This is a genomic window from Chelatococcus sp. HY11, assembly GCF_018398335.1.
Taxonomy (GTDB): Bacteria; Pseudomonadota; Alphaproteobacteria; order Rhizobiales; family Beijerinckiaceae; genus Chelatococcus.
This window is the reverse complement of sequence record NZ_JAHBRX010000001.1, coordinates 2160941-2186032: the sequence shown is the minus strand read 5'-3', so window position 1 is coordinate 2186032 and position 25092 is coordinate 2160941. Positions and strand designations below refer to the sequence as shown.

24 protein-coding genes are annotated in these 25092 nt (G+C 63.9%); 5 read left to right on the top strand and 19 right to left on the bottom strand.

Annotated features, from left to right (window positions below; all coding sequences use genetic code 11):
• Positions 1-93: 93 nt before the first annotated feature.
• Positions 94-1128: a bifunctional riboflavin kinase/FAD synthetase gene (locus KIO74_RS10055; protein WP_213331864.1), complete on the bottom strand. Its 1035-nt coding sequence runs from the start codon at positions 1126-1128 to the stop codon at positions 94-96.
• Between the two features lie 346 nt (positions 1129-1474).
• On the opposite strand from KIO74_RS10055, the gene KIO74_RS10050 reads away from it, so the two are divergent.
• Positions 1475-1861 (top strand): response regulator, encoded by a 387-nt coding sequence (locus tag KIO74_RS10050; RefSeq protein WP_213321058.1) that lies wholly within the window; start codon positions 1475-1477, stop codon positions 1859-1861.
• A gap of 184 nt (positions 1862-2045) precedes the next feature.
• Here KIO74_RS10050 and KIO74_RS10045 read toward each other — a convergent pair whose 3' ends face one another.
• Positions 2046-2933: a TIGR01459 family HAD-type hydrolase gene (locus KIO74_RS10045; RefSeq protein WP_213331863.1), complete on the bottom strand. Its 888-nt coding sequence runs from the start codon at positions 2931-2933 to the stop codon at positions 2046-2048.
• A 289-nt stretch (positions 2934-3222) separates the two neighbouring features.
• Here KIO74_RS10045 and aptA point away from each other — a divergent pair, with 289 nt between their 5' ends.
• Positions 3223-4578 carry an omega-aminotransferase AptA gene (gene aptA, locus KIO74_RS10040; RefSeq protein WP_213331862.1) on the top strand — a complete coding sequence of 452 codons (1356 nt, stop codon included), beginning with the start codon at positions 3223-3225 and terminating at the stop codon, positions 4576-4578.
• 141 nt (positions 4579-4719) lie between these two features.
• A complete protein-coding gene (locus KIO74_RS10035) occupies positions 4720-5472 on the top strand; it encodes a DUF2076 domain-containing protein (RefSeq protein ID WP_213331861.1) in 753 nt (250 codons plus the stop codon).
• Between the two features lie 247 nt (positions 5473-5719).
• Here KIO74_RS10035 and KIO74_RS10030 read toward each other — a convergent pair whose 3' ends face one another.
• From KIO74_RS10030 to KIO74_RS09965, 14 genes are all read right to left on the bottom strand, one after another.
• Positions 5720-6586 (bottom strand): L,D-transpeptidase, encoded by an 867-nt coding sequence (locus KIO74_RS10030; RefSeq protein WP_213331860.1) that lies wholly within the window; start codon positions 6584-6586, stop codon positions 5720-5722.
• 156 nt (positions 6587-6742) lie between these two features.
• Positions 6743-8164 (bottom strand): lipopolysaccharide biosynthesis protein, encoded by a 1422-nt coding sequence (locus KIO74_RS10025; RefSeq protein ID WP_213331859.1) that lies wholly within the window; start codon positions 8162-8164, stop codon positions 6743-6745.
• Positions 8165-8334: 170 nt separating this feature from the next.
• Entirely contained in the window at positions 8335-10221 is a 1887-nt protein-coding gene (locus KIO74_RS10020; RefSeq protein WP_249730932.1) for an ABC transporter ATP-binding protein/permease, read from the bottom strand.
• A gap of 168 nt (positions 10222-10389) precedes the next feature.
• Entirely contained in the window at positions 10390-10926 is a 537-nt protein-coding gene (locus KIO74_RS10015; protein WP_213331858.1) for a hypothetical protein, read from the bottom strand.
• A gap of 338 nt (positions 10927-11264) precedes the next feature.
• On the bottom strand, positions 11265-12902 hold the full coding sequence (gene groL / locus KIO74_RS10010) for a chaperonin GroEL (protein WP_213331857.1): 1638 nt from the start codon (positions 12900-12902) through the stop codon (positions 11265-11267).
• An 84-nt stretch (positions 12903-12986) separates the two neighbouring features.
• Positions 12987-13274, bottom strand: coding sequence for a co-chaperone GroES (gene groES, locus KIO74_RS10005; protein WP_213321050.1), 288 nt, complete (start codon positions 13272-13274; stop codon positions 12987-12989).
• 451 nt (positions 13275-13725) lie between these two features.
• Positions 13726-14190 carry an META domain-containing protein gene (locus KIO74_RS10000; RefSeq protein WP_213331856.1) on the bottom strand — a complete coding sequence of 155 codons (465 nt, stop codon included), beginning with the start codon at positions 14188-14190 and terminating at the stop codon, positions 13726-13728.
• A gap of 330 nt (positions 14191-14520) precedes the next feature.
• A complete protein-coding gene (gene hisG, locus KIO74_RS09995; protein ID WP_213331855.1) occupies positions 14521-15495 on the bottom strand; it encodes an ATP phosphoribosyltransferase in 975 nt (324 codons plus the stop codon).
• The gene (locus tag KIO74_RS09990) at positions 15492-16637 is read right to left on the bottom strand and encodes an ATP phosphoribosyltransferase regulatory subunit (protein WP_213331854.1); all 1146 of its coding nucleotides are present in this window, start codon (positions 16635-16637) and stop codon (positions 15492-15494) included. The genes hisG and KIO74_RS09990 overlap by 4 nt, the downstream gene beginning before the upstream one ends.
• 107 nt (positions 16638-16744) lie before the next feature.
• Positions 16745-18241, bottom strand: a complete 1497-nt coding sequence (gene hisS / locus KIO74_RS09985; RefSeq protein ID WP_213331853.1) for a histidine--tRNA ligase — start codon at positions 18239-18241, stop codon at positions 16745-16747.
• A gap of 91 nt (positions 18242-18332) precedes the next feature.
• Positions 18333-18704 carry a type II toxin-antitoxin system death-on-curing family toxin gene (locus KIO74_RS09980; RefSeq protein ID WP_213331852.1) on the bottom strand — a complete coding sequence of 124 codons (372 nt, stop codon included), beginning with the start codon at positions 18702-18704 and terminating at the stop codon, positions 18333-18335.
• Entirely contained in the window at positions 18701-18937 is a 237-nt protein-coding gene (locus KIO74_RS09975) for a hypothetical protein (RefSeq protein ID WP_213331851.1), read from the bottom strand. The genes KIO74_RS09980 and KIO74_RS09975 overlap by 4 nt, the downstream gene beginning before the upstream one ends.
• Positions 18938-19055: 118 nt before the next feature.
• Complete coding sequence (locus KIO74_RS09970; protein ID WP_213331850.1) at positions 19056-19514, bottom strand: GNAT family N-acetyltransferase; 459 nt, start codon at positions 19512-19514, stop codon at positions 19056-19058.
• Positions 19511-20419, bottom strand: coding sequence for an alpha/beta fold hydrolase (locus KIO74_RS09965; protein ID WP_213331849.1), 909 nt, complete (start codon positions 20417-20419; stop codon positions 19511-19513). The genes KIO74_RS09970 and KIO74_RS09965 overlap by 4 nt, the downstream gene beginning before the upstream one ends.
• Before the next feature lie 230 nt (positions 20420-20649).
• Between KIO74_RS09965 and KIO74_RS09960 the strand changes: the two genes are divergently transcribed.
• Together KIO74_RS09960 and KIO74_RS09955 are read left to right on the top strand one after the other, a co-directional pair.
• A complete protein-coding gene (locus KIO74_RS09960) occupies positions 20650-22236 on the top strand; it encodes a peptide chain release factor 3 (protein ID WP_213331848.1) in 1587 nt (528 codons plus the stop codon).
• A gap of 315 nt (positions 22237-22551) precedes the next feature.
• Positions 22552-23172: a glutathione S-transferase family protein gene (locus KIO74_RS09955; protein WP_213334813.1), complete on the top strand. Its 621-nt coding sequence runs from the start codon at positions 22552-22554 to the stop codon at positions 23170-23172.
• A gap of 6 nt (positions 23173-23178) precedes the next feature.
• Here the strand turns inward: KIO74_RS09955 and KIO74_RS09950 are convergent, their stop codons facing one another.
• The 3 genes from KIO74_RS09950 to KIO74_RS09940 form a co-directional block, all read right to left on the bottom strand.
• Positions 23179-23604, bottom strand: a complete 426-nt coding sequence (locus KIO74_RS09950) for a DUF1284 domain-containing protein (protein ID WP_213331847.1) — start codon at positions 23602-23604, stop codon at positions 23179-23181.
• Positions 23601-24182, bottom strand: coding sequence for a biotin transporter BioY (locus KIO74_RS09945; protein WP_213331846.1), 582 nt, complete (start codon positions 24180-24182; stop codon positions 23601-23603). The genes KIO74_RS09950 and KIO74_RS09945 overlap by 4 nt, the downstream gene beginning before the upstream one ends.
• Before the next feature lie 189 nt (positions 24183-24371).
• The gene (locus KIO74_RS09940) at positions 24372-25058 is read right to left on the bottom strand and encodes a GntR family transcriptional regulator (protein WP_213331845.1); all 687 of its coding nucleotides are present in this window, start codon (positions 25056-25058) and stop codon (positions 24372-24374) included.
• Positions 25059-25092: the final 34 nt, after the last annotated feature.

Sequence of the window (25092 nt, the reverse complement as noted above, 5' to 3'; positions counted from 1 at the left end):
CCACGGGATGCCACTGCGGAGCTTATGAAGGGCGCCCCCTGGTTCCGCCTGAGGGGCGCGAAAAAGCCGCCATCACCGTTCCGCTGGATGCCACTAGGCGGAATAAGGTGAGTGGCAGGCGGAGCGGTCTGTCAGGTCGGGCGCCGCCAGTGAGGCTATCAGCGATGGAATCGCCGCGTCCGGATGGGCGATATGGCCTCGGGCATCCTCTGAATCCCGGTTCATCTGGGCGATCAGCGCGTCGACATCGTCGAAACGCTCCTCACCGCGCAGCCACGCTACGAATTCGACATCGATCAGCGCGTCATAAAGATTACCGGCAAAAGAGAAGAGATGAACTTCGAGCAGTGGAGGTCCGTTGTCGAAGGTCGGGCGACGTCCGAAGCTGGCGACGCCGTCAAACACGGTGTCGGCATGCCGCACACGGACAGCATAGATGCCGTAACGCAGGCCGAAGTCTTTCCAGAGATGAACGTTCGCGGTGGGGAAGCCGAGAAGCCGGCCGCGCTTGTCGCCGTGCACGACCGTGCCGCTGACCAGCCAGCGGTAGCCGAGCATCTTGTTGGCGGAGCTTATGTCGCCGCGCGCCAGGGCCTCGCGGATGGCGGTGGATGACACCCTCATGTTGTGATCCTCGCCGTCGCCGACTGCCGTTACCATGATGACCGGAATGCCATGGTGGGCGGCGCGCTTGCTCAGGAAGTCAGGCGAGCCTTCACGGCCACGTCCGAAATGGAAATCCCCGCCGATGACGATGCCGGCCGCGCCGATTTCACCGATCAGCAACCGGTCGACGAATTCCTCGGCGGTGGTGGCCGCGAGGTTGTGATCGAAGGGAAGGACGATCGCGCCGGAGAGGCCGAAATGGGCCATCAGCCGCTTCTTGAGGGGCAGGGGGGTCAGCGCGAAGGTCGGGCGTTGCGGCGCGAAGTACAGGCTGGGGTGAGGATCAAATGTGAGGGCGCTGGCCGGGCGGCCTCGGTCTTGTGCCAACTCAACCGCCGTGCGGATGACAGCCTGGTGGCCGCGATGGATGCCGTCAAAGTTGCCGATGGCGAGAATCGGGCTGGCGAGACCCGCCGGTAATGTGCTCGATCGCGTCACGAGAAATGGTGTATCTTGGGTCATGGTGCAGTCGCGATCAATCTTGGACAATGAGTGCCGGCCAGCGTCGAACCCTGCCCCCATGCCCATACCGTGGTCAAGCGGCAGGTCGCCGCAAGACATCCGCGTTCAAGCCACATTCCCACCTCTGTCGGCTATATCGTCGGGAAGGCTCGCTAGCGAGCCGTTTGATGCTTGTGCGCGGAGTAAAGATTCGGTTGCGTCCTACGGCCATTTGGCTATTAACCGCGCTGGGGGCTGTGATCCGTTCAATGCGCTGGCGCGTGCGAGAAGAATTGCGCTTCTCGTTCGGTCCCCGGTTTGGTTTGGATTGTTCCATTCCGCATGACGAATCCATTTGGAGCTGGCCGTGATGCTTGACTTTGCAATGCCGATTCTCATCGTCGATGATTTCCAGACGATGGTCCGCATTGTTCGAAATCTCCTTGAGCAGATTGGCTTTCACGACATTGACGAGGCGCCGAACGGTGAAAGCGCTTTGGCCAAGCTTAAGCTCAAGCAGTACGGACTGGTCATTTCCGATTGGAACATGGAGCCGATGAGCGGCTTTGAGCTTGTCCAGCTTGTCCGGGCCAATCCGGCTTTCGACAGCATGCGTTTCATCATGGTGACGGCCGAATCCAAGACGGAGAGCGTCATTGCGGCCAAGCGCGCGGGTGTCGACAACTATATTGTCAAACCTTTCAACGCGCAGATATTGAAAGCAAAGATCGAAGCAACCTGCGGTATAGGTTGACGGCGTGGAAGTGGATTTCAGGCCGCGCCTGAATCCTTAGCAAGGCTAGTCTTTTCCGCCGCTGTCTCAAAAATTCATTACAACTTCGGAAGAGGGGGGACCGGGCGGGGCGCAGGGTCACCGTCTCGGACGTGGCGAGATTCGGCGGAAAACGCCCGCAAATGAGGGCGCTTTCCGTTGCGCCCTACGCCGCTGACCAGCGCACCATATCGATCATCATCGCGGGATGGTGGCTTTGTTCCACAATCCAGCGGCCCAGCGCACCGGTATCGAGCGTGCCGGTCGGATCAGCGAACTCGCGGGCGTGGATGCCGCGGCTGACAAAGAGCGCATCAATCCCCATCGCCGCGGCGCCCGCGACATCCGTGCGGATCGCATCGCCGACGGCCAGAACACGGTTTGCGTCGATCGGCGCCCGACGGACTTTCGATGCGAGCTCGAAAGCGGCATCATAGATCGGCCGATGTGGCTTGCCAGCATAGGTGACCGTGCCGCCAAGCGCTTCATAGAGCGCCGCCAGCGCCCCGGCGCAGTAGATGAGATGATGGCCACGCTCGACGACGAGGTCGGGATTGGCGCAGATCATCGCCAGGTTGCGGGCCTGCATCGCCTCAAACTGATCGCGGTAGTGTTCGGGCGTCTCGTGGTTGTCGTCGAACAGGCCGGTGCATACGACGTAACGCGCATCCTCAACCGGCACGAGGCGTGCATGGAGGCCCTGGAAAAGCGGCAGGTCCCTCTCCGGCCCGAGGTGGAAGAGCGGATCATTGCCATGCTGGGCGATGCTGCGGCGGGCGACGTCACCGGAGGTGATGATGTCGTCATAAGCGTCACGGCGGACCCCGAGGCCGTCAAGGAGCGGCAGCACTTCCGGCCCCGGGCGCGGCGCGTTGGAAATGAGGATGACGGTCCCGCCTTTGGCACGGAAACGGTTCAGCGCGTCGCCGGTTGCGGCGAAAGCGCGCACGCCGTCATGGAGAACCCCCCAGATATCGCACAGAATGACGTCATAGCGATCCGCGACCGACGACAAGCCCTCGATCACCGGAATGGGCCCCACCGCGTCTGACATAATATCTCCTTCTGCACCGACGCTTCAGTATAAAATTCCATGATGAGCAAGAGGAAGCCGGTGTGGCTTTCGTCGCTGCAGCATAGTGTTGGAATTTGTCACGCCTAATACATCTGGGCCGCCGGTGCCATAGGCAAGGTCGACGTGGTCTTGGGCAAAATCGCGTTTGAAGTTCCTCCATGCCGGTGTCATGAAGGGGTTAGCCCCGCCTCTCCCGGCCTGCCGAACGGCTGTGCGAACCCTGACGGCGGGTGTTTAGCGGTGGTTACGTCACCCACGGAGCCTTTTCATGTCTTCTGCCTACGATCACGCCGGTCGCTCGGCGTCCTCCACCCCGAACGACCTTGAAGCCTTCTGGATGCCCTTCACGGCGAACCGGTCGTTCAAGGCCAAGCCGCGCCTGGTCGTAAGTTCAAAGGACATTCACTACATCGCCAATGACGGCAGCAGGATCATCGACGGCTCATCGGGCCTATGGTGCTGCAACGCCGGCCATAATCGCGATGCGATTATCGATGCCATCCAGAAGCAGGCTGCCGAGCTCGACTACGCGCCGAGCTTCCAATTCGGCCATCCCAAGGCGTTCACCCTGGCTGCCCGTCTCGCGGCGCTCGCGCCTGGCGATCTCGACCATGTGTTCTTCGCCAATTCCGGCTCCGAAGCGGTCGACACGGCGTTGAAGATCGCGTTGGCCTACTGGAACGTGCAGGGCAAGGGCTCGAAGTCGCGCCTCATCGGACGCGAACGCGGCTACCACGGTGTCGGCTTCGGTGGCACCGCGGTCGGCGGCATCGTCGCCAACCGCAAGCTCTACGGCAACCTGCTGGCGGGCGTTGATCACATCAGCCACACCTATAATCGTGAAAAGCAGGCCTTCTCCCGTGGCGAGCCGGAGTGGGGCGCCCATCTCGCGGATGACCTGGAACGTCTGGTCGCGCTTCACGATGCCTCGACCATCGCGGCCGTCATCGTCGAGCCCATGGCGGGTTCGACAGGGGCGCTGCCGCCGCCGCAAGGCTATCTCAAGCGCCTGCGTGAGATTTGCGACAAGCACGGCATCCTGTTGATCTTCGACGAGGTCATCACCGGTTTTGGCCGTTTGGGCGCAAGCTTCGCGGCCGAGCGCTTCGGTGTTGTCCCGGATATCATGACCTTCGCGAAAGGTGTTACCTCCGGCACGGTGCCGATGGGGGGCTGCTTCGTGCGCAAGGGCATCTATGAAGCCTTCATGCAGGGCGGCCCGATGCATGCCATCGAGCTGACGCACGGCTACACCTATTCGGCGCATCCGCTGGCCTGCGCCGCGAGCCTTGCCACGCTCGACATCTATAGAGACGAGGGATTGTTCGAGCGGGCGCGCGAGCTCGAGCCCATCTGGGCTGATGCCATCCACGCGCTGAAGGGCGAGCCTAATGTCGAGGACATCCGTTCGATCGGTCTCGTCGGTGCGGTCGACCTCAAGCCGCGGGATGGTGCGCCGGGCACCCGAGGCTATGAGGCGTTGGACCGTGCATTCCACGAACATGGCCTGATGTTCCGCACGGCCGGCGACACCATCGCCCTGTCGCCTCCGCTGATCATCACGGAAAGCCAGATCGGCGAGATCGCCGACAAGCTGAGGGCCGTCATCCGCGCGGTCGCGTGAGTGTGAACGGGGCGGGGCCTTCCACGCGCCGCCCCTTGTTCCATCCTTTCGGTTCGGTCCGAATTTCGTCACGTCTTACCGGTATAGAATTCCACGATTCGGCGGGATTGACCCGCGTGTAAGACATGAGGGACGTTCGCGATGAACGAGCAGGAGAAGGATGTGATCGGCGGTATATTCGACCGCCTGAGGCAGGCCGACGGCCAGCCGCGCGATCCCGAGGCGGAAGCCTTCATTCGCGAGCGTGTCGCCGCGCAGCCGAGTGCTCCCTATGTCATGGCCCAGGTCGTGCATGTGCAGGAACAGGCACTCGCCAATCTCAACCAGCGTATCGCTGCGCTCGAGGCGGAGCTCGCGGAAGCGCGCAACGCGCCGCAAGCCCAGCAGGCGGGCGGGTTTCTCTCTGGACTGTTCGGCGGCGGCGCGCCCGCCGCTCCGGCACGCCCCAGCGCGGCGCCAGTAGCGCCAGAGGCCGCGGCCCGTGGCGGTGCGAGCCCCATGGGCGCGGATTTTCAAGGCGCCCAGCCGCCATCCGGCCCGTGGGGCGGCGCGAACGCACCGGGCTTCGGTGCTGGTGCGAATGGTCCCTGGGGACAGCGGATGGGTGGCGGCGGATTTCTGTCCTCGGCGCTGACCACAGCCGCCGGCGTCGCTGGCGGTCTCGTCGCTGGCAACTTGCTGGCCAGCGCTTTCGGCCTTGGCTCTCACGGCCAGACGGGCACTTCGGACACCGCCTCGGCCGCATCGACGCCGCAGGCCGATCCGGCTTCGGCGACGGATACGAAGGACGATAGCCCGCAGGTGCAAGAGGCAAACTACGACGAGTCTGACTCCGGCGATGACGACTACGATGCCGGATACGACAACGGCGGCGACACATCGGACTGGCTTTAGGTCTCAAGGGGCGGAAGACCGCCTGTCGCCATGACCGGCCTTTGGCGCCAGTGCATTCAAGAATGGCCCGGAAGATTCCGTCGTCATCACAGGGTTGTCCGAAATCGGATCTATCCGATTTCGGACATTGATCAGGAATTCGGCGACAGCCGGGTCCCGGTGATCCCGACCAGAACGGCACCTCAATTCATCGGGATGGCCGGACAAGCCGGCCATGACAGCTGAAAACGCCGAATATCGATTGAGCTTAGCTCACGACCACGCGTGTGCCGACGCCGACCCGGTTGTAGAGGTCGATGACATCATTGTTCATCATCCGTATGCATCCGGACGAAACGGCGCGGCCTATGGTATGCGGCTCGTTCGTGCCATGGATGCGGAACAAGGTGTTGCCGAGATAGAGCGCCCGGGCACCGAGCGGATTGTTTGGCCCCCCCTCCATGTAGCGCGGCAGGTCGGGCCGACGCTTGCGCATCTCGGCTGGTGGCCGCCATGATGGCCATTCACGCATCATGCTCACCGTCTCGCGACCCTTCCAGGTGAAACCCTCGCGGCCGACGCCGATGCCATAGCGCATCGCCCGGCCGCCTGGCTGGACGAGATAGAGATAGCGGGTGCGGGTGTCGACAATGATGGTGCCGGCCTTCTCCTTGCCGTCATAGGCGACTTCCTGGCGCTGAAGGCGGCTCGCGACCTCCGCCTGCGGCGCGTAGCTGCGGCGGGAGTCGATGGCGTCCGGTGGCACATTCGCCGTTCGCATCCGGCGCCCTTGATACCGCCCGTCATAGCCTCCGCCCTGGCGTGAGCCGTAGTAGTCACCACGTGCCGGACCATTCAGTGCGTCGGTCAGCGGGTCGCGTTGGACAGGCAGGTATTGGTCGCCATGGGCGGCACGACCGGCTCTCGAGCCGGAGCCGGGTGGGGGGGCGGGCTGATAGAAGTACTCTGGCGCCTGGGTGCCGCCTTGTCGGCCGCCCGTCGCCAGGAATTCCAGGAAACCACCGCCGAGATTGCCGTTTGACGCGGGATAGCCTCCCTGCTGGGCAGAGGCGATAGACGGCACAAAGAGGCTCAATGTCAGCGCGACGGCTGGCAGAAACTGGCGATGGCGCATCGGCTGTCCTCGTTTCGGATGTCCGTTTGGACAAGGATAGCGGGCCGAGTGGTGAATCCGCCCTTACTGACTTACCTTCTCCCGCCGTAATAGGGGCGTGAAATTGCCAACAGGGTTAGAGTATTCTTGCGCTGATGCGCGCAATCAACATTTACATCAGGACAGCTTTGTTTTGAGCCGCTGAAGGACAGCGGCGCGAAGGCCGGCCACGTCCAGTCCCAGGATCAGGGCGCCGTAGATCACACCGCCGACGACTGGGGCGACAACAAGCGCGACGAGTGCGCTGTCGATGGAGCGCATCGGCCAGACGGCCGCGGCCACGAGGGCGGTGGCGCCGAGTATTACCAGGACATCCTTTACCGGCGGGCGCCCCGTCATCAACGGCAGGGCGAGCATGAAGGTGAGGCCGAGCGCTGCGAGCATGCCGCCCATCTGCGCGAGCGCGAAGCCGATCGGCCCGTAGAGCGCGGGCAGGATTGCCATCAGCGCGAGATTGACCACAAGGCCGAAGCCGGCGGCGATGATGACCGGTCGCGTGCGCTTCTCGATCTGGAAGATCGGGTTGAGTGCGAACTGCAGCAGCGAGAAAGAGAGGAGCGCCGGGATGAGCACGAGCGAATAACGCGCGAACGGCCCCTGGAAATCGGATGGGACGAACAGGCTTTGGAAAGGCGGCAGCAGCACGAAATAGCCTGCTGCAAGCGGCGCGAGGAAAGCCAGGATGATGACGAGATTGCGCGACACCTGCTGGTTCGCGGCCTCCCGGCCATGGGTTTCGTCCGTGCGCACGGCGAGCTGGAACAGGAGGATGTCCACCGCCGAGCCCGCGACCGCGAAGATGCGGATGCCGAGGTCGGCGGCGAGCGAGAAATAGCCGGCTTCGGCGAAGCCGTAGTGCGAAGCGACCGCGCCGCGATTGAGGATCGTCATCAGCTGGAAGATGGCGTTCGCCCCGACCAGCGGCAGGCCATAGGCGAGAAAGCTCCGCGCCAATGCGGACTGAGCCTCGCGCGGGCTGAGCCCGGGGTCCCTGAGCGCTACGCGACCGACGACAATGGCGATAAGGGAGCCTGCGGCGAAGCCGAGCGCGACGATCGTGGCATTTTCGAACAGCATGGCGCTGCCGACCATCAGGATGAACAGCGCGACGTTCTTGACGATGACGAGATGCGCGTAGCCCCGTTCCAGGAAGCGTGCACGGGCGAGCGCCGTATGAAAATCAAAGATGCCGATGGCGATGCACATCGCGGCCGTGGCGGCGATCAGTCCCGGGGTGAAACCGGTATCGATCCCCGACAGAATGACGACACCGGCACCGAGAACGATCGCCAGCGCCATGATGGCGAACGTTGTCTCCAGGGTGGAGCGCACGGCGGATTCCTCCTGCCGCGTCCGCTCGGAATAGAAGCGGGTGGCGGAGAGGCGCAGCCAATCGAGGCCCACCGTATTGACGACCGTCGCGATAGCCGCGGCGATGGCATAGCGCCCGAACTCGGCGGGACCGAGGAATTTGGCGACCAGCAGCCCGAGCAGAAAATTGAGGATGGAATTGACGGCAAAGGTCAGAATGATCGTCATGCCGTCTTATTCCAAGCCTCGTCTTCCAGGCCTCGTTCCAAGCCTCGTCGTCCCGAGCGTTGACCAGCCTGCGCGGACGAAACGCTACCATGTCCCAGAGAAGGACGCGTTTTTGATGAATTTCATCTAAACGCGCCCGACGTTATCTCTGGATCAGGCAGGTTTCCCGGTCACGCGGGGGCCGAACTCATCGGCTGGCCTGTCGCGACCGGGCTGAAGATGCCATCCGCGCGCCGCTCCATGATGATCCGCCGGTCGTGTAGCGCGTTCAACGTGGAACGATGGCCGATCGACACGACCGTGGTATCCGGCAGCTTCTCCGCGATCACGGCGTAGACGGCCTTCTCCAGCGGCTCGTCCAGGGCGGCGGTTGCCTCATCGAGAAGCAGCCAGTCGGGCTTGGCGAGGAGCGCGCGGGCGATGGCGAGACGCTGCTGCTCGCCGCCTGACAGGCGCTGCTGCCAGGCATGGGACTCATCGAGCTGCGGAATGAGATGCGACAGCTGCACGGCGGTGAGCGCCTCGCGGATGGCCGCGTCGTCGAACGCCCCCTCCTGCGCAGGATAGGTGACGGCTTCGCGCAGGGTGCCGAGCGGGATATAGGGCTGTTGCGGCAGGAGCATGAGCTTCTTGTCCGCTGGAACGGCGAGCTTGCCTTCCGCATAGGGCCAGATGCCGGCGATCGCCCGGAAGAGCGTCGATTTGCCCGATCCCGACGGGCCGGCGATCAGCGTCTCGCGGCCTTCCTCCAATGCGAGATGCGGCACGGTGAGAATGGTCTCCCCCGTTGGTGTCGAGAGGGTCGCGCCATCGACGACGAGGTCGCCGTTGGCGGCTTTGCTGCGGGTGAGCAAGTGGGTATCGCTGCCGACGCTCGTCGCCCGCTCCATCGTTTCGTCGAAGCCGGTGAGACGATCGACGATCGCCTTGTAGGCGGCCACCGTGGAATAGGCATCCACGAAGAAGGAGAGGGCATCCTGCACCTGACCGAAGGCCTGGTTCGTCTGCATCAGGTCGCCGAAGGTCACGCGTCCCGAAAAGTAGTTGTGCGCGGTCAGCAGGAAGGGGAAGACGACGGCCGCCTGTCCATAACCGGACGTGAAGGCGGTAAGGATCTTCTGCACGCCCACGAGCTGCAGGAAGTTCTTCACGACGAAGCTGAACAGCCGGCCCAGCCGGCTGCGCTCGGCCTGGTCGCCCTCCATCAGCGCGATCTGCTCGCCATACTCACGCACGCGCGCCATGCCGAAGCGGAAATCGGCCTCGTAGCGCTGCTGCATGAAGTTGAGATGGATCAGCTTCCGGCCGAAATAATGCGCGCCGACCGTGCCGGCCACCGAATAGATCAGCGCAACCCAGAACAGGAAGCCCGGAATCGTGATGTCCGTGAAGGGCAAGGTCATCCTGGAGGAGAGGTTCCAGAGGATGAAGGCGAAGGAAAACAGCGTGACGACCGAGGTGAGGAGGCCGAGGAACAGCGTCAGCGTCGTGGTGACGAACTGGTCGATGTCCTCCTGGATACGCTGATCCGGGTTGTCGGCCTTCTGCCCGAGGAAGCGCATGCGGTAGTGGGCATTGTTGCGCATCCAGCGGTCGAGATAGAGATCCGTCATCACCCGCCGCCAGCGGATGACGAGATAGGAGCGCACCACATAAGCAATGACGGCGCGGGTGATCCAGACTGTCGCGAGGATGCAGAACAGCCCCAGCAGGCTCCAGAAGGTTCCCTCGTCCTTGGCCTGCAGGGCGTTGTAGAAATTGTTGTTCCAGTAGGACAGAACAACGTTGAGCGCCACGCCGCCGAGAGCGAGCAGCACGACGGTCGCCAGCATGAACAGGCCGATCCAGCGCTCCTGCGCGCGGAATGTGCCGAAGGGCCAGACCCGGATCTCCCCGATGTCACGGGAGTTGAAATAGGGCTTGGTGAGGTGCCAGATGGCGAGGAGGAAGCTCTTTAATCCGTCGATCATGCGTGTGCCGGCCATGTGCAGAAATGCACGGCCGATATCCCCGTGTTTGGCGCGGCTGCGCGATGCCCGAACATAGTACTCGCCCAAATCGCGCTATCCGCCATGCCCTTCGGCATGCCGCCGTCGCGACCCGACCCACGCAATAGCTAGCGCGAAGATCGGAAGGCGACAATGTGCGACGTGCACTCTCGATTGGATTGCGGGTGCGTTAAGGATTTGTAATCGGGATCGTCGGCCGCGCCTTCATCCGGGATGCTAAGGCAAGTCTGCCTGCGACGGTGTCAGGTCCACGATTGCTTCGACGTTTTCTTTGAAATGCGCGAGTGTCATATCATTAATTATCACGTAGCCTCCATTGGGGAGAGCGAGCGTGACAGCAGTATATTCAAAGTCATATTCTTTTGGCCATTCCTCGCCGATAGCCGGATCACTCTCTGAATTCTCACCGTCGTCTTCGCACCATAGGACATCGTCTTTATGGTAACCTTTGGCAACTGCAACGATCTGCTCTTTCTCGGTAAAGCCGAAGGCGTGGAGATTGAGTGTGTCTCCTTCGTTAAAGTAATCAATCCAGGCATAGCTAGTATCACTCGTCGCTATGAACTTGTCAGAGCCTTCGCCCCCGAGAGTATTAACGAGCCCATGTAGCGGAACTAAATGGTCTCCAGCATGGAGTTCAATGAGTTCAAATTCGCCCGTCGGTATCGATATTCCATCATCGCTCGCCACGAAAACGGGTGTATCTCCAATAAAATCGGTGTGGCTGGATATTTTACTGCGATTAGGCGCCATTATTACCTCAAACTTGATAATTTGTGGTGCCGTTATACATATATTTTAGAGCAACGTTTCGGGTGGCGCGCTTTCCATATTGCGGTTTCCGCGCACGGTCGGTGATATCCGTTCTCTTGGAGAGCTGCGTTGGTCCCAAGCGACCGCTTTCGTGATCTTGTAAGCACCGGCCCGCGATAGACATTTCTTCGCGAGCCCCGGATTTCTCGGGGCGGCCAGGTGGTTTCGTATGGTGATCGCGACAAAAAAGCGCGGCCGGGGCCGCGCTTTCTCGAAAAGTCCTGTCAGCTTGGACAGGTTGGCCTGTCCAAGCTGACTGATGAAGAAACAGGACGCCCTTAGAAGTCCATGCCGCCCATGCCGCCGCCGCCGCCCATCGGCATGGCGGGCTTTTCCTTCGGCAGTTCGGCAACCATCGCCTCGGTCGTGACGAGGAGGCCGGCAACCGAGGCCGCGTCCTGGAGAGCCGTGCGCACGACCTTGGCAGGATCGACGATGCCGGCTTCCAGCATGTCGACATACTGCTCGGTCTGGGCGTTGAAGCCGTAGGTCGAGGACTTGTTCTCGGTGATCTTGCCGACAACGATCGAACCTTCGACGCCTGCGTTCTCGACGATCTGGCGGATCGGCGCTTCGAGGGCCTTGAGCACGATGTTGATGCCAGCCTGGACGTCGGCGTTCTCGTCCTTGAGCTTGGCAACAGCAGCCTTGGCGCGCAGGAGTGCGGTGCCGCCGCCGGGGACGATGCCTTCCTCGACAGCCGCGCGGGTGGCGTTGAGGGCGTCGTCGACGCGGTCCTTCTTTTCCTTGACCTCGATTTCGGTGGCGCCGCCAACGCGGATCACGGCAACGCCGCCCGCGAGCTTGGCGAGACGCTCCTGGAGCTTCTCACGGTCGTAGTCCGAGGTGGTCTCCTCGATCTGCGCCTTGATCTGGCCAACGCGGGCTTCGATGTCCTTCTTCTTGCCCGAGCCGTCGATGATCGTGGTGTTTTCCTTCTCGATGCGGATGCGCTTGGCGCGGCCGAGCATCTGAAGGGTCACGTTCTCAAGCTTGATGCCGATGTCTTCGGAGATGACCTGGCCCGCGGTGAGGATCGCGATGTCCTCGAGCATGGCCTTGCGACGGTCGCCGAAGCCAGGGGCCTTGACGGCGGCAACCTTCAGGCCACCACGGAGCTTGTTGACGACGAGCGTGGCGAGAGCCTCGCCTTCGACGTCCTCAGCAATGATGACGAGCGGCTTGCCGGACTGCACGACGGCCTCGAGGACCGGCAGCATGGCCTGGAGCGACGAGAGCTTCTTCTCATGGATGAGGATGTAGGGATCCTCGAGCTCGGCGATCATCTTTTCCGCATTCGTGATGAAATACGGGGAGAGATAGCCGCGGTCGAACTGCATGCCTTCGACGACGTCGAGCTCGGTCTCGGCGGTCTTGGCTTCCTCGACGGTGATGACACCCTCGTTACCGACCTTCTGCATCGCGTGGGCGATCATCTCGCCGATGGCCGTGTCGCCGTTCGATGAGATCGTGCCGACCTGGGCGACTTCCTCGGAAGACTTCACCTTCTTGGCGCGCTTCTCGATGTCCTTGATGGCCTCGACCGTGGCGAGATCGATGCCGCGCTTCAGGTCCATCGGGTTCATGCCGGCGGCAACCGCCTTGGCGCCTTCCTTCACGATCGCCTGGGCGAGAACGGTCGCGGTGGTCGTGCCGTCGCCAGCCAGGTCGTTGGTCTTGGAGGCGACTTCGCGCACCATCTGGGCGCCCATGTTCTCGAACTTGTCGTCGAGTTCGATTTCCTTGGCGACCGTCACGCCGTCCTTCGTGATGCGCGGCGCGCCGAAGGACTTCTCGATGACGACGTTACGGCCCTTCGGACCGAGCGTCACCTTTACGGCATTGGCGAGGATGTCCACACCGCGCAGCATCTTCTCGCGGGCGTCGGACGAAAATTTTACTTCTTTGGCAGCCATGGATAGCTCCTGAGCAAACCTGAATGTTGGGAAAGACGTTTTGGCTCGAGGCGGCGAGAAAACAGCCGCCGATCGCTGATGCGATTAGCCGATCACGCCCATGATGTCGGATTCCTTCATGATCAGGAGGTCCTGGCCATCGATCTTGACCTCGGTTCCAGACCACTTGCCAAACAGGACGCGGTCGCCCTTCTTGACGTCGAGGGCAACGAGCTTGCCGTTGTCATCGCGAGCGCCGGAGCCCACGGCCACGATCTCGCCTTCTTGCGGCTTTTCCTTCGCGGTGTCCGGAATGATGATGCCGCCCTTGGTCTTCTCTTCGCTGTCGAGACGGCGAACGACCACGCGGTCGTGCAGGGGACGGAAAGCCATGAATCTATTCCTCTCGGCAGACCCACCATGCATGGGGGGCTGAATTGTTGGGCTTGTTAGCACTCATTCAAGATGAGTGCCAACGCGCCACCGAGATAAGCATCTCCTCCACAGGAGTCAAGGAGAGGGTTCACCGTCAAATGCACGAAAAATCAGGATCGATGCAGACAGGGTTAAGGCAGATCTCAGGCCGGTGCTGTCGATGCGCTTGGGTCATCCCGGTGCAGCCTTGGCGCGCCATTCCGATGGCCCGCCGTTATGAGGGAGCCTCCGTGTCACCCGGGAAACGGCGAAGCCTCTGTTAGGAATCCAGAACCTTGCCGCTGCACCAAGAATGTGCCGCGTGCGACCGCATAGCCAGGCGCGCACCGTATTGGTTTCGGATCCAAGCCACGAGCTTGCGCTCATCCCAGAATGAGCGGCGCGGGCTATACTCGAACCTTGGTCAGCCTCAGAGCGATCTCTCAGCCTTCACCACGCCGGCCTGGCCGCGCAAGACAAGCTGCCCGCCGACGATGTCCCACTGCTGGGCCGTCCGCAGGGCGATGAAGAACGCCCGTTCCGCGGCCTCGATCTCCTTGCTGCATGAACGCTTGGTGAGGGCGAACGGACCAACGGCGAAGGTCTGGCCACGCAGGGGATAGGCGGTGGCCGAAAAGGTATTGCAGCCGCCGAAACCGCGCATGCGCAGGGTCTGGTCAACGGTGAAGGAAGGACGCTCGGCGCCACGCGGAAGAGGCTTGTCATTCAGGGTGACGGCCACCCAGGATGCCCCGAGGGGAAACTGCTTCTCGCGTCGAGGCTGCTGTTGCTGCGTTTGCTGAGGCTTCCCACTATTGGCGCCGCCGCCCTGCTGGGCGTGGGCGGGCACAACAGAAAGAAGACAAATGGCAATCAGAGCGTAGCGAAATTTCATGGATTCTTCCAACCGATCTCAGCCGGACCTTAGAGCATGATACCGCACAGGGAAAGCCAGTTTCCGGTGATCTGAAACTCTATCCCATTGGAAATGATCAGGTTCGTCGTTCCGATCACGTGTCCGTCATCAACGGTTCACCTCGCCCCGAGAATAGAGTGACAGTCGCCGCATTTCACGTTTCCCCCGCGCGTTGTTAACCATATCGGGCGCCATCCGCCAGAGGCAAAATCGATGGCTGGCCCATTCATGCCGCGAGATGCCACACCTCCGTGGCGAAGGCGTGGCATTTGGCAAGGACAGTCTGAAACAAGTTCGTGAGTGGAGCCGTCAGTTGAGCCGCGCGAACAGCCGGTCGGAGAGGGTGTTGGCGGCGCGGAAAACGGAATCCACGCGCTGTACCGTCACAGGGTCGGCGCCGTTGGCGGAAAGAAGGTCGACGACCGCGAACACGTTCTTGACGGGCGCATGGATCGTCACGAGTCCGCGTTCATCCGGTCCGCCGAAAGGGAGCCGGCAGCCGAGGCGACCTTCGATCTCCGCGCGCAGCGCCGCGTCGAAATCCGGCAGCACGGCCCGCAACTGTCGCGATGTCCGGGCTTCTTCCTCGGCCGCGATGCGTGAGAGGATGGTGCGGGCGGCCGCCTGCGCCTCCGGGCTCCATTCCGCCGTCACCGATGCGACGAGATTGGCCTCTGAACGCAAGATGACGCCGTCGTCGACGATCTTCAGGGCGTTGGCGGCCAGCGTCGTGCCCGTCGTGGTGATATCGACGATGAGTTCGGCCGTGCCGGACGCCGGCGCGCCTTCAGTCGCGCCGAAGCTCTCGACGATGCGATAGTCGGCGATGCCGTGCTCGGCGAAGAAGCGCCGGGTGAGGTTGATATACTTGGTCGCCACGCGCAGGCGTCGGCCGTGGCGGTGGCGCAGGTCCGCCGCCACATCATCGAGGTCGGCCATGCTGCGCACATCGATCCACGCTTGCGGCACGGCGACGACCACATTGGCCTGGCCGAACCCAAGAGGGGTGAGCAATTCCACCACAGTATCGGCGTCGGAGATTTCCTCGCGGATCAGATCTTCGCCGGTGACGCCGAGATGGGCCGTGCCGGCCGCGAGCTGCGTCACGATCTCTGCGGCGGACAGGAAGAGCACCTCCGCATTAGGCACGCCGGAAATCAGGGCGCGGTAGTTGCGCGCGCCGCGCGGCTGCACGAATTCGAGGCCCGCCTGGGCGAAGAACCGCGCTGTATTTTCCTGCAACCGCCCCTTGGACGGTACGGCCAGAACGAGCGGCGCCGTCATGTCCGATCTCCCGCGGTGATGGGTCGAAGTGGGGCGCTGAGCCGATCGAGCCAGATGGCGAAGCCGACCGCCGGTATCGGTTCTTTGGCGCCGAGATGGCTGAGCAAGCCGTCATAGCGGCCGCCGCCGACGATAGGCTTCGTCTCCGGCCTGCCGGGATCGTGGGCCTCGAAAATGAGGCCGGTATAATAATCGAGGTTGCGGGCGAAGTCGGCCGCGAAGACGAAGCTGCCCACATCGAGCCCGCGCGCGGCCATGAAGCCCGTGCGCGCTTCGCACTGATCGAGCGCGGCGTCGAGGTCGAGCCCGGCATCGTGCATGAGCCCGCGTATCTGGCCGATCGCCGCGTCGGGATCACCGGATATGGCGAGATAGCGCGTCAGGAGGTCGCGGATCTCGTCGTCGATCCGCGCATGGCGGCTGGAGGCGCGCGCCAGGAAGCGCTCGGCGATCTCCCCGGCCGAGCGGCCGCCGACGCTGGTGACGCCGGCGATCGCCATCACATCCTCGACGAAGGCGCGGGCCGCCTGCGGATCCTGGCCCTCGATGGCCGCGAGCAGGCCCGCGTGGTCCTGGCCGTTGCGGCCGTTTCCATCCTCGCCGTTGATAACAGCTTCGAGCCGGCCCTGGACGACGGCGCGCAGGACGCGGCGGCGCACCGGTGGCGCGAGATCGAGCTTATCGAGAAGCGCGGTCAGGAGCCCGACGTCGCCCATGCGGATGACCGGATGGGTGATGCCGAGAGAGGCCAGCGCCTCAAGCGCCAGCGCCATGATTTCCGCGTCCGCCGCTTCCGCGTCCGCCCGGCCGAAGGCCTCGACGCCGGCTTGCGGAAACTCGCCCGATGTGCCGGCGCGTAGCCGGAAGACCGGGCCGAGATAGCTGAAGGAGGCGCGGCTGCCTGCCTCGGACGAGGCGAGATAGTCGCGGCTGACAGGGATGGTGTAGTCCGGGCGGAGGCACAGCTCCCGGCCCGCGGCGTCCTGGGTGACGAACATATGCCGGCGGATGTCTTCGCCCGAGAGGTCGAGGAAGACATCAACCGGCTGCAGGACAGCCGGCTCGACCCGGCTGTAGCCGGCCCGTGCGAACAGCGCGCCAAGCGCATTCGCTTGATCGAGTTCAAGCATGACGAAACCCATTCACCTTCATTGCAGGCGTCTTTAGCAAGCGCGCCTGCCACGCGCGACCCAATTCTCGCGGAAGGGTGAATGGCGGCTGGCGCGGGACGCGAAAAGAACGCTTCGCGTCAGCCGTGGCGGGCGAGCACCTTCGTCACGGCGGCGACGATTTCGGCCTCCGGCACGGCGAACTGCGCTTCGGCCTGGCGGGCGAGATAATCCTCGCGGTCCTTGCCGGCGCCGGCGAGTTCGGCGCCGAGGATGAGGTCCTTGATCGTCACCTCGCCCTTGGCGCGCTCGTCCGAACCCTGGATGACCACGCATTGGCTGCCGCGCCGGTCGGCATATTTCATCTGCGCCTTCATGCCGGATGAGCCGAGATAGAGCTCGGCCCGGATGCCGGCCTGGCGCAAGGTGGCCACCAGCTTCTGATAGTGGCCGATCTCGGTACGGTCCATCACCAGGACAACCACGGGGCCGCGACTGGCGGCCGCCGACACGAGCGGGCTGCCGACAGCCTTGAGCGCCGCAAGCAACCGCGACACGCCGATGGAGAAGCCGGTCGCCGGAACCGGCTCGCCCCGGAAGCGCGAGACGAGGCCGTCATAACGCCCGCCGCCAGCGACCGAGCCAAAACGCACCGTCTGGCCTTCATCGTTCTGGACGGTAAAGGTGAGCTCGGCCTCGTAGACGGGGCCGGTGTAATATTCGAGGCCACGCACGACGGAGGGATCGATGAGGATGCGCCCGTCGTCATAGCCGGCGGCGGCAATCAGGGCGGCGATCTCACGCAGCTCGGCGACGCCCTCGGCGCCACGCGCTGAGCCGGCGACGACCGCATCGAGATTGTCGCAGGTGGCGACGGCGTCAGCGCCCCGCGCGGCTGTGAAGGCGAGGACACGCTCGATAGCGTCCGCCTCGATGCCCGCGCCCTTGGTGAAATCGCCGGAGGGGTCCATGCGTCCCTTGCCGAGGAGATCGCGCACGCCGTCGGCGCCGACCTTGTCGAGCTTGTCGATGGCGCGCAGCACGGTCAGTCGCTGGCCGACATGCGCCTCGCCGCCGAGGCCGATCGCTTCCAGCACGCCGTCGAGCACCTTGCGGTTGTTGACCTTGATGACATAGTCGCCGCGCTGGATACCGACATGCTCGAGCGTGTCGGCCGCCATCATGCAGATCTCGGCATCGGCCGCGACCGAGGCCGCGCCCACCGTGTCGGCGTCGAACTGCATGAACTGGCGGAAGCGGCCGGGGCCGGGCTTCTCGTTGCGGAACACCCAGCCGCCGCGATAGCTCCGGTAGGGTTTCGGCAGCACGTCGAAATTCTCGGCCACATAGCGGGCGAGCGGAGCTGTCAGGTCATAGCGCAGCGAGAGCCACTGCTCATCGTCGTCCTGGAAGGAGAACACGCCCTCATTCGGCCGGTCCTGGTCGGGCAGGAACTTGCCCAGCGCGTCGGTGAACTCGATGAAGGGCGTTTCCACCGCCTCGAAGCCGTAGAGCTCATAGGTCTCGCGGATCTTGGCGAGCATATGCTCGGTCGCCGCCACGTCCGTGGGGCCACGGTCGCCGAAACCGCGCGGCAGGCGGGCGAGGAGCTTCTGGGCTTTAGCTTGGTCTGACATGGAATGGCGCCGTGATGACAATCGGAAACGCGGATCGCCCACGTTTCCCTGCGTCCTACCGCAGGCAGGCCCTGCTGTCATCCCCGCAGCGTCAGGACGCGGTATTCGCGCGCAGCCATGCGAGGAGAGCGTCATACCTGAAAGCCTTGGCTTCGTAGAGGCCGATGATGAAGGCGTAGGTGTCGTCAGAGCTCGCGGTGAGCTTCAGCCCGTTGAGCAGAAGAAAGACGTGCGTTATGGCGAAAGCAGCTCGCTTGTTCCCATCGATGAAGGGATGGTTCTGGGCTATGCTTTCCCAAAGAGCTGCCGCTTCCTCCACAAGATCGGAATAGTAGCCGTGCAACGGCCGCGCTAACGCCGCTTCGAGCGCTCCATTGTCGCGAATTCCTCGTGCGCCCCCGAACTGTTCCAATTGCCGGTCGTGTAGCTCGATCGCAAGCTCCAGCGATATGTAGCGTGTCATTTCGCGAGGCGTTCGTAGAGCGTGCCGTACTGCTGCACGCTCTGTTCATACGCCTCAAGCACGCTTTCACGCGAGGCCATCTTTGGTGCGCGCGCGAATGATGACGCCAGCTCTTCGACGGCTTTCTCCAGGAGATCCCCGACTTCGCGGTCGCCGCCGACTGATGCGCGCAGCTCATCGAGCAGGTCGGCATCGACCTCGATCGTGATGGTCGCGCGGCGGGTGGTGCTCATGGTCCTCTCCTGTCAGGAGCCATGATAGCACAACACGCCGCATCCCCATAAGTGGCCGGCAACGTTCATGGATTCCCGCCTCGATCCCGCGCGCCTGATGCGTAACGACACAGAGCAATCAGCCCAGGTCGAGCTTCATGCCGACATGGCTCGCGACGAAGCCGAGGCGCTCGTAGAACCGGCGGGCATCGGTGCGCACAGTATTGCTGGTCAGCTGCACGAAGCGGCAGCCCTTGGCGCGGCAGGCGCTGATGGCGTGGGTGATGAGCTCGCGGCCGAGACCCTTGTTGCGGTGGCTCTCGGCAATCCGCACGCCCTCTATCTGGCCACGCGTCGACCCCCGGTAGCTCAGGCCGGGAATGAAGGTCAGCTGGCAGCAGCCGACGACCTGACCTTCGTCCTCCATGACGATGAGCCGGTTGTTGGGATCCCGAGTGATGGCCGTGAAGGCCGCGACATAGCCGGCGGGAATGGCGGCGTCCGGCAGGATCTCGCGCGCCTTGCCGAGCTGGTCGTCCGCAAGCATCTGGATGATCGTCCGAAGATCGTCGACTGTCGCATCGCGGATAGTGGTCATTGGCCACCTGAAAGAAAGGGAAGAACGGCATCGAGCACCGCCGCTGGCGCCTCCTCGGCCACGAAATGGCCCGCCGGGACGCCTGTTCCGGTCATGCCGGGCGCGAAGGTCTTGTGCCACGCGGCCAGTGCCGGTCCCGCCCCGCCGGAGAGGTAACTCTCGCCACATACGAGAAGGCTCGGGCAGGCGAACGTCTTCCCGGCGTCAAGATCGGTCTCGTCCTGTTCGCGATCGGGCCCTGCGCCGGCGCGATAGTCCTCACAGAAGGCATGGATGCGGTTCGGCTCGTTGCTGGCGGCGCGATAATGGGCGAGCGCGCGCGGATCGAAGGCGCTGAGGTCGCCCGTGCCCGACCAGGCCGCCAGGAGCCCGTCGAAGTAGCGCTGCGGGTTCTTCAGGATCTCGGTCTCCGGATGGGGCGCGGGCTCCGCCAGAAAACGCCAGTGCGGAGCGACGCTTTCGTCCCGCGCCATGCGCTGCCATTGCACCATCGTCGGGACGATATCGAGCAGGGCGAGCGCTGTCAGACGGCCGGGATCGTCGAGCGCCAGCCGATAGCCGACGCGCGCGCCGCGATCGTGCCCCATCAGGGCGAAACGCGCATGGCCCAGCTCGCTCATGACCGCGACGACATCTTGGCCCATCGCGCGCTTGGAATAGACCTCATGGGCCGGGTCGCTTTCAGGCGCCGTCGACCAGCCATAACCGCGCAGGTCCATAGCGACGACGGTGAAATGCTCGGCGAGCCGCGGCGCCACGCGGTGCCAGCAGACATGGGTCTGGGGAAAGCCATGCAGCAGCACGAGCGGAGGGCCGGAGCCACCCGAGCGGGCGAAGATGCGGCCCATGTCCACATCGATCCAGTGGGATTGGAAACCGGGAAAGAGATCAGCGAGATCTGGCATGGGTCGGTCCTCGGGCTCACTCTCGTGGCAATTCATGCAGCTCCGTCTCGGTTCCCGCAAGGCCGGAACATCGGGCAAAAGTGCACGGGCCGCATTTCGCGGGGCCGCCGCGCCTCCGGGCTGCCTCGCCGGGCTGATTCCGATCTTTGCTTGATCTCTGGACGCTGAGGCCCTACGCCTCTCGGCAATGCCGCGCGGCGGCCCTTGTTGCCAAGATCATAGATAAAGTCATGACTGAGACGTCCCCGGTGGCGCGCCGGCGCACCTTTGCCATCATCTCGCATCCGGACGCGGGCAAGACGACGCTCACCGAAAAGCTCCTGATGTTCGGCGGCGCCATTCAGATGGCGGGCGAGGTGCGCGCCAAGCGCAGCGGCGCCCAGACACGGTCCGACTGGATGGCCATCGAGCGCCAGCGCGGCATCTCGGTCGTGACTTCGGTGATGACCTTCGAATATGCGGACCGGGTCTTCAACCTGCTCGACACCCCGGGCCACGAGGACTTCTCGGAGGATACCTACCGGACGCTGAGCGCCGTCGACTCCGCCATTATGGTGATCGACGCGGCCAAGGGCATCGAGGCGCGCACCAAGAAGCTGTTCGAGGTCTGCCGCCTGCGCGATATCCCGATCATCACCTTCATCAACAAGATGGATCGTGAGACCCGCGACCCCTTCGAGCTGCTCGACGAGATCGAGAAGACGCTGGCGCTCGACACCGCGCCCGTCACCTGGCCGGTGGGATCCGGCCGCAGCTTTGCGGGCACGCTCGATATCCGCAACAACGTTATGCGGCGCATCGACACCGACGAGGCCCCGACACCGGTGTCCGGGCCCGATGATCCGTTCATCGACACGCTCTTGCCGGCTCATGAAATCGGGGCCTGGCGCGAGGAGGCGGGGCTCGCGTTCGAGGCCTGCAAGCCTTTCGACCTTCAGGCCTTTCGTGAGGGACACCTGACCCCGGTGTTCTTCGGCAGCGCGCTGCGCAATTTCGGCGTGCGCGATCTCATCGACGCTATCGCCGAAATGGCGCCCGCCCCGCGTGACCAGGAGGCCGACCAGCGGATGGTCGAGGCCAGCGAGCCGCGCATGACGGGTTTCGTCTTTAAGATCCAGGCGAACATGGACCCGAACCACCGCGATCGCATCGCCTTCATCCGCGTATGCTCGGGCAAGCTGGCGCGCGGCATGAAGGCCAAGCTCGTGCGCACGGGCAAGCCGATCACGGTGTCCGCGCCGCAGTTCTTCTTCGCGCGGGAGCGCGGCATCGTGGACGAGGCCTTCGCCGGCGACGTGGTCGGGCTGCCGAACCACGGCACGCTCCGCATCGGCGACACGCTGACCGAGGGTGAGGACATTGTGTTCCGTGGCGTGCCGAGCTTTGCGCCGGAGATCCTGCGCCGCATCAAGCTCAACGATGCGATGAAGGCCAAGAAACTGCGCGAGGCGCTGCAGCAGATGGCGGAGGAGGGCGTCGTGCAGCTCTTCCTGCCGCATGACGGCTCCGGCGCCATCGTCGGCGTCGTCGGCGCGCTGCAGCTCGACGTGCTGAAGGACCGGCTCCAGGCCGAATACGGCCTGCCGATCGACTATGAGCCGACGCGCTTCTCCATCTGTCGCTGGATCGAGGCGAAGGACAAGGTGGAGCACGAGCGTTTTCTCAACGCCCATGGATCCTCGATCGCCAATGACCTCGACGGCGATCCGGTGTTCCTTGCCTCCAACGCCTTCTCACTGAAATACGAGCAGGACCGCTGGCCGGACATCACCTTCACCGACGTGAAGGACTACCAGAAGAGCGCCAAGGCGGCGTGAGTTGATTGGGGCGGTCGATGCGCCCATGACGGTCTAACGGGGAAACTCAGCGTGTCATCCTCGGCGGCGCGCAGCGCCGGGAAGAGGATCCATGAACACTGCCGTTCCTCGAGATCCGCTGGTGTTCATGGTTTTCCTTCCCGCGGGCTTACGCCCGCGCCGGGAATGACGACACCGCTTTTTGCGCTGCGCGCCGCCGAGGATGACACCCTGGACTTGGCTGGAGAGGAACAGGGTGAGGGCATGCGTTCACGCCTTGACCTTGCCCCGCGGGCACTCTTCACTGCCGCGCCAAGCACGAAGGAGTGGCGGACAATGCTGACGATCTGGGGACGGGCCAATTCCACGAATGTGAAGAAGGCCCTGTGGTGCGCAAGAGAGCTCGACCTCGCCTTTCAGCGAATCGATGCGGGCGGTGCCTTTGGCGTCGTCGGTGATCCAGACTATCGCGCGATGAACCCGAACGGCCTCGTCCCCACCTTGAAGGACGGCGACCTCATCCTGTGGGAATCGCACACGATCGTGCGCTATCTCGCGGCGCGGTATGGCGACGGCTCGCTTTACCCAGCCGATCCAGCCGGGCGCGCGTCCATGGAAAAGTGGATGGATTGGACGCTTGGCGGACTGATCGAGCCTTTCCGTTGCGTACTCTGGAATCTCGTGCGGCGCTCGCCCGCGGAGCGGGACAATGCCGAACTCGAACGCGGGCTCGCCGGTTGTGCCAAGTTGTTCGCGATCGTCGATGCGGCCCTCGCCAAACAGCCCTATCTTTCTGGAGCGACCTTCGGCGTCGCCGACATCGCGCTCGGGCCACATGCCTATGGGTGGCTCGGCGTGCCGATCGAACGCCCTGAGCTGCCGCATCTCGCGGCGTGGTTCGCCCGGCTGAACGAGCGGCCGGCCTTCCGGGAGATCGTGGCGATCCCGCTCACCTGACGCTACTCACACCAACCGGGTGCCGGCGAAATCCGAGGCGGCAATTTCGCTGCAGAAGGTCGCCCAGTTGCAGCCAGTACAGGCCGCGCGCGATGTTCCGGCCTTGAAGGCCGCCCGCAAGCGCTCCCGCTCAGTCTGGCCGATCATGAGGCGCTCGCCTGAGGAAACCGGGCGATGCAGCAGGGATGCGACGGCGCGCGCCGCTGCGCTGTCGCGGGCCTCGACACGTGCGGCCAAGCAATGCGCATCTTCAACCTCAGGCCCGGTCAGGAGCGGCGCGCAGATGTCGTCGGGACCGGCCACGATCAGGATATCCTCTGATCTGAGGCGCTCAGTGACCGCGTCGAGATTGGCGGTGAAGGCCGCGGAATAACCGCGGCCGGCATAGGTCAGCATGCACAGGAGGTGGTGCGGGCGGAGCCGGACCGTCACCCGCGACGCGCCCTGGCGATATGGCCTCCCGCCGTGACGAGCGCCGCCGCCAAGGCCGACTTCAGCACCGCGCCGACGAGAAAAGGCACCGCGCCGACGGCGATGGCCTTGCTCAGGCCGAGCATTCCGGCGAGCCATGCGGTGCCCAGCACCAGGGCGAAGAGATTGGCGCCGAGCATCGCCGTGAAGGCCAGGAGCCAGTGGCGCCCGAGCCATCCGCGCTCGGCGCAGAAGCCGACGCCCGCGGCCATGAAAGGAAAGGCCAGGAGATAGCCGGCCGTCGGCCCCACGAACGGTGCGATGCCGCTCGAGCCCCCCGACAGGACAGGCAGGCCGACCAAGGCCTCGGCGAGCCAGGCGAGCACGGTGATGGCGCCCATGCGCCAGCCGAAAATCGCGCCGATGATGGTGACGGCAAAGGTCTGCATCGTCACTGGCACGGGCACCATCGGAACCGCGATCTGCGAGGAGATGGCGAGAAACACGGTGCCCAGGACGACGGCCCCGAGCCGGATCGGAAACGAGCGGCCTTGCAGCAACAGCGGCGACGGGGCGTCCGACGTGGAAAGATCAGTCATGCGCAGCTCTCCAGATTATAGATAAAATTGAGATTCGATCTACGAATGAATCCACAAATGGCGGCCGGACGCAAGCGAGCGGCGCGTGCTATAGGCGCAAAGGCGCCGGTCGAGGTCGCGATCTTCGAAATTATAGATAATTTGGATAGCCAAGATTTTGCTGCCTAAGTGCCCAGAGGGCCCTAGCCGTCAGCCGACAACAAAGGCCTTGCGTCTTTGGCCGGCAGGGCCGTCGATCGGGCGCTGGCCGATCCAGCGCACATGGCGCGCCAGCAATCCGCAGGCAGTGTCGGTGTCGCCCTGGCGCAGGGCGGCGAGGATGGCGCGGTGATCGTGGTCCGTCCGGGCTTCCCACTGGGTCTGCCAGCTCGCGAAAAGGAAACGCGCGCTCGCCGCATGCAGATCGTCGATGGCCGCAAGCAGGCGCGGCATGCCGCAGGGGGTCAGGATCAGCCGGTGGAAGCGACGGTTGGCCTCCTCCCAGGAACGCACGTCGCGGGAGAGATCGCCGGCCTTCGTGGCGGCCTCGGCCGCCTCGAGAATGGCCGCTGTCAGATGCGGCGCGGCATGGCGCAGGGCGAGGCCTTCGAGCGCCGCGCGCATCTCCGCGACCTCCTTAACCTCCTCCAGGGAGAAGGACGCGACACGGACGCCCCGACGCGGCTCGCTGATGGCGAGGCCCTGGGCTTCGAGCCGACGGAAAGCCTCGCGCACGGGCACATGGCTGGTGCCGAATTCCGCGGCGATATGATCCTGTCTCAGCCGTGAGCCCGGTTCGATGGCGCCGGAGACGATCCGGTCCGCGAGGATCCGGCTGATCCGCGTGGCGATGGTATCGTCCGGTGTCTCTGCTCGTGTCACCACGCCGCGCGCCATTGTCTTGCTCCCCGCAAGGACGATGCGTCAGGAA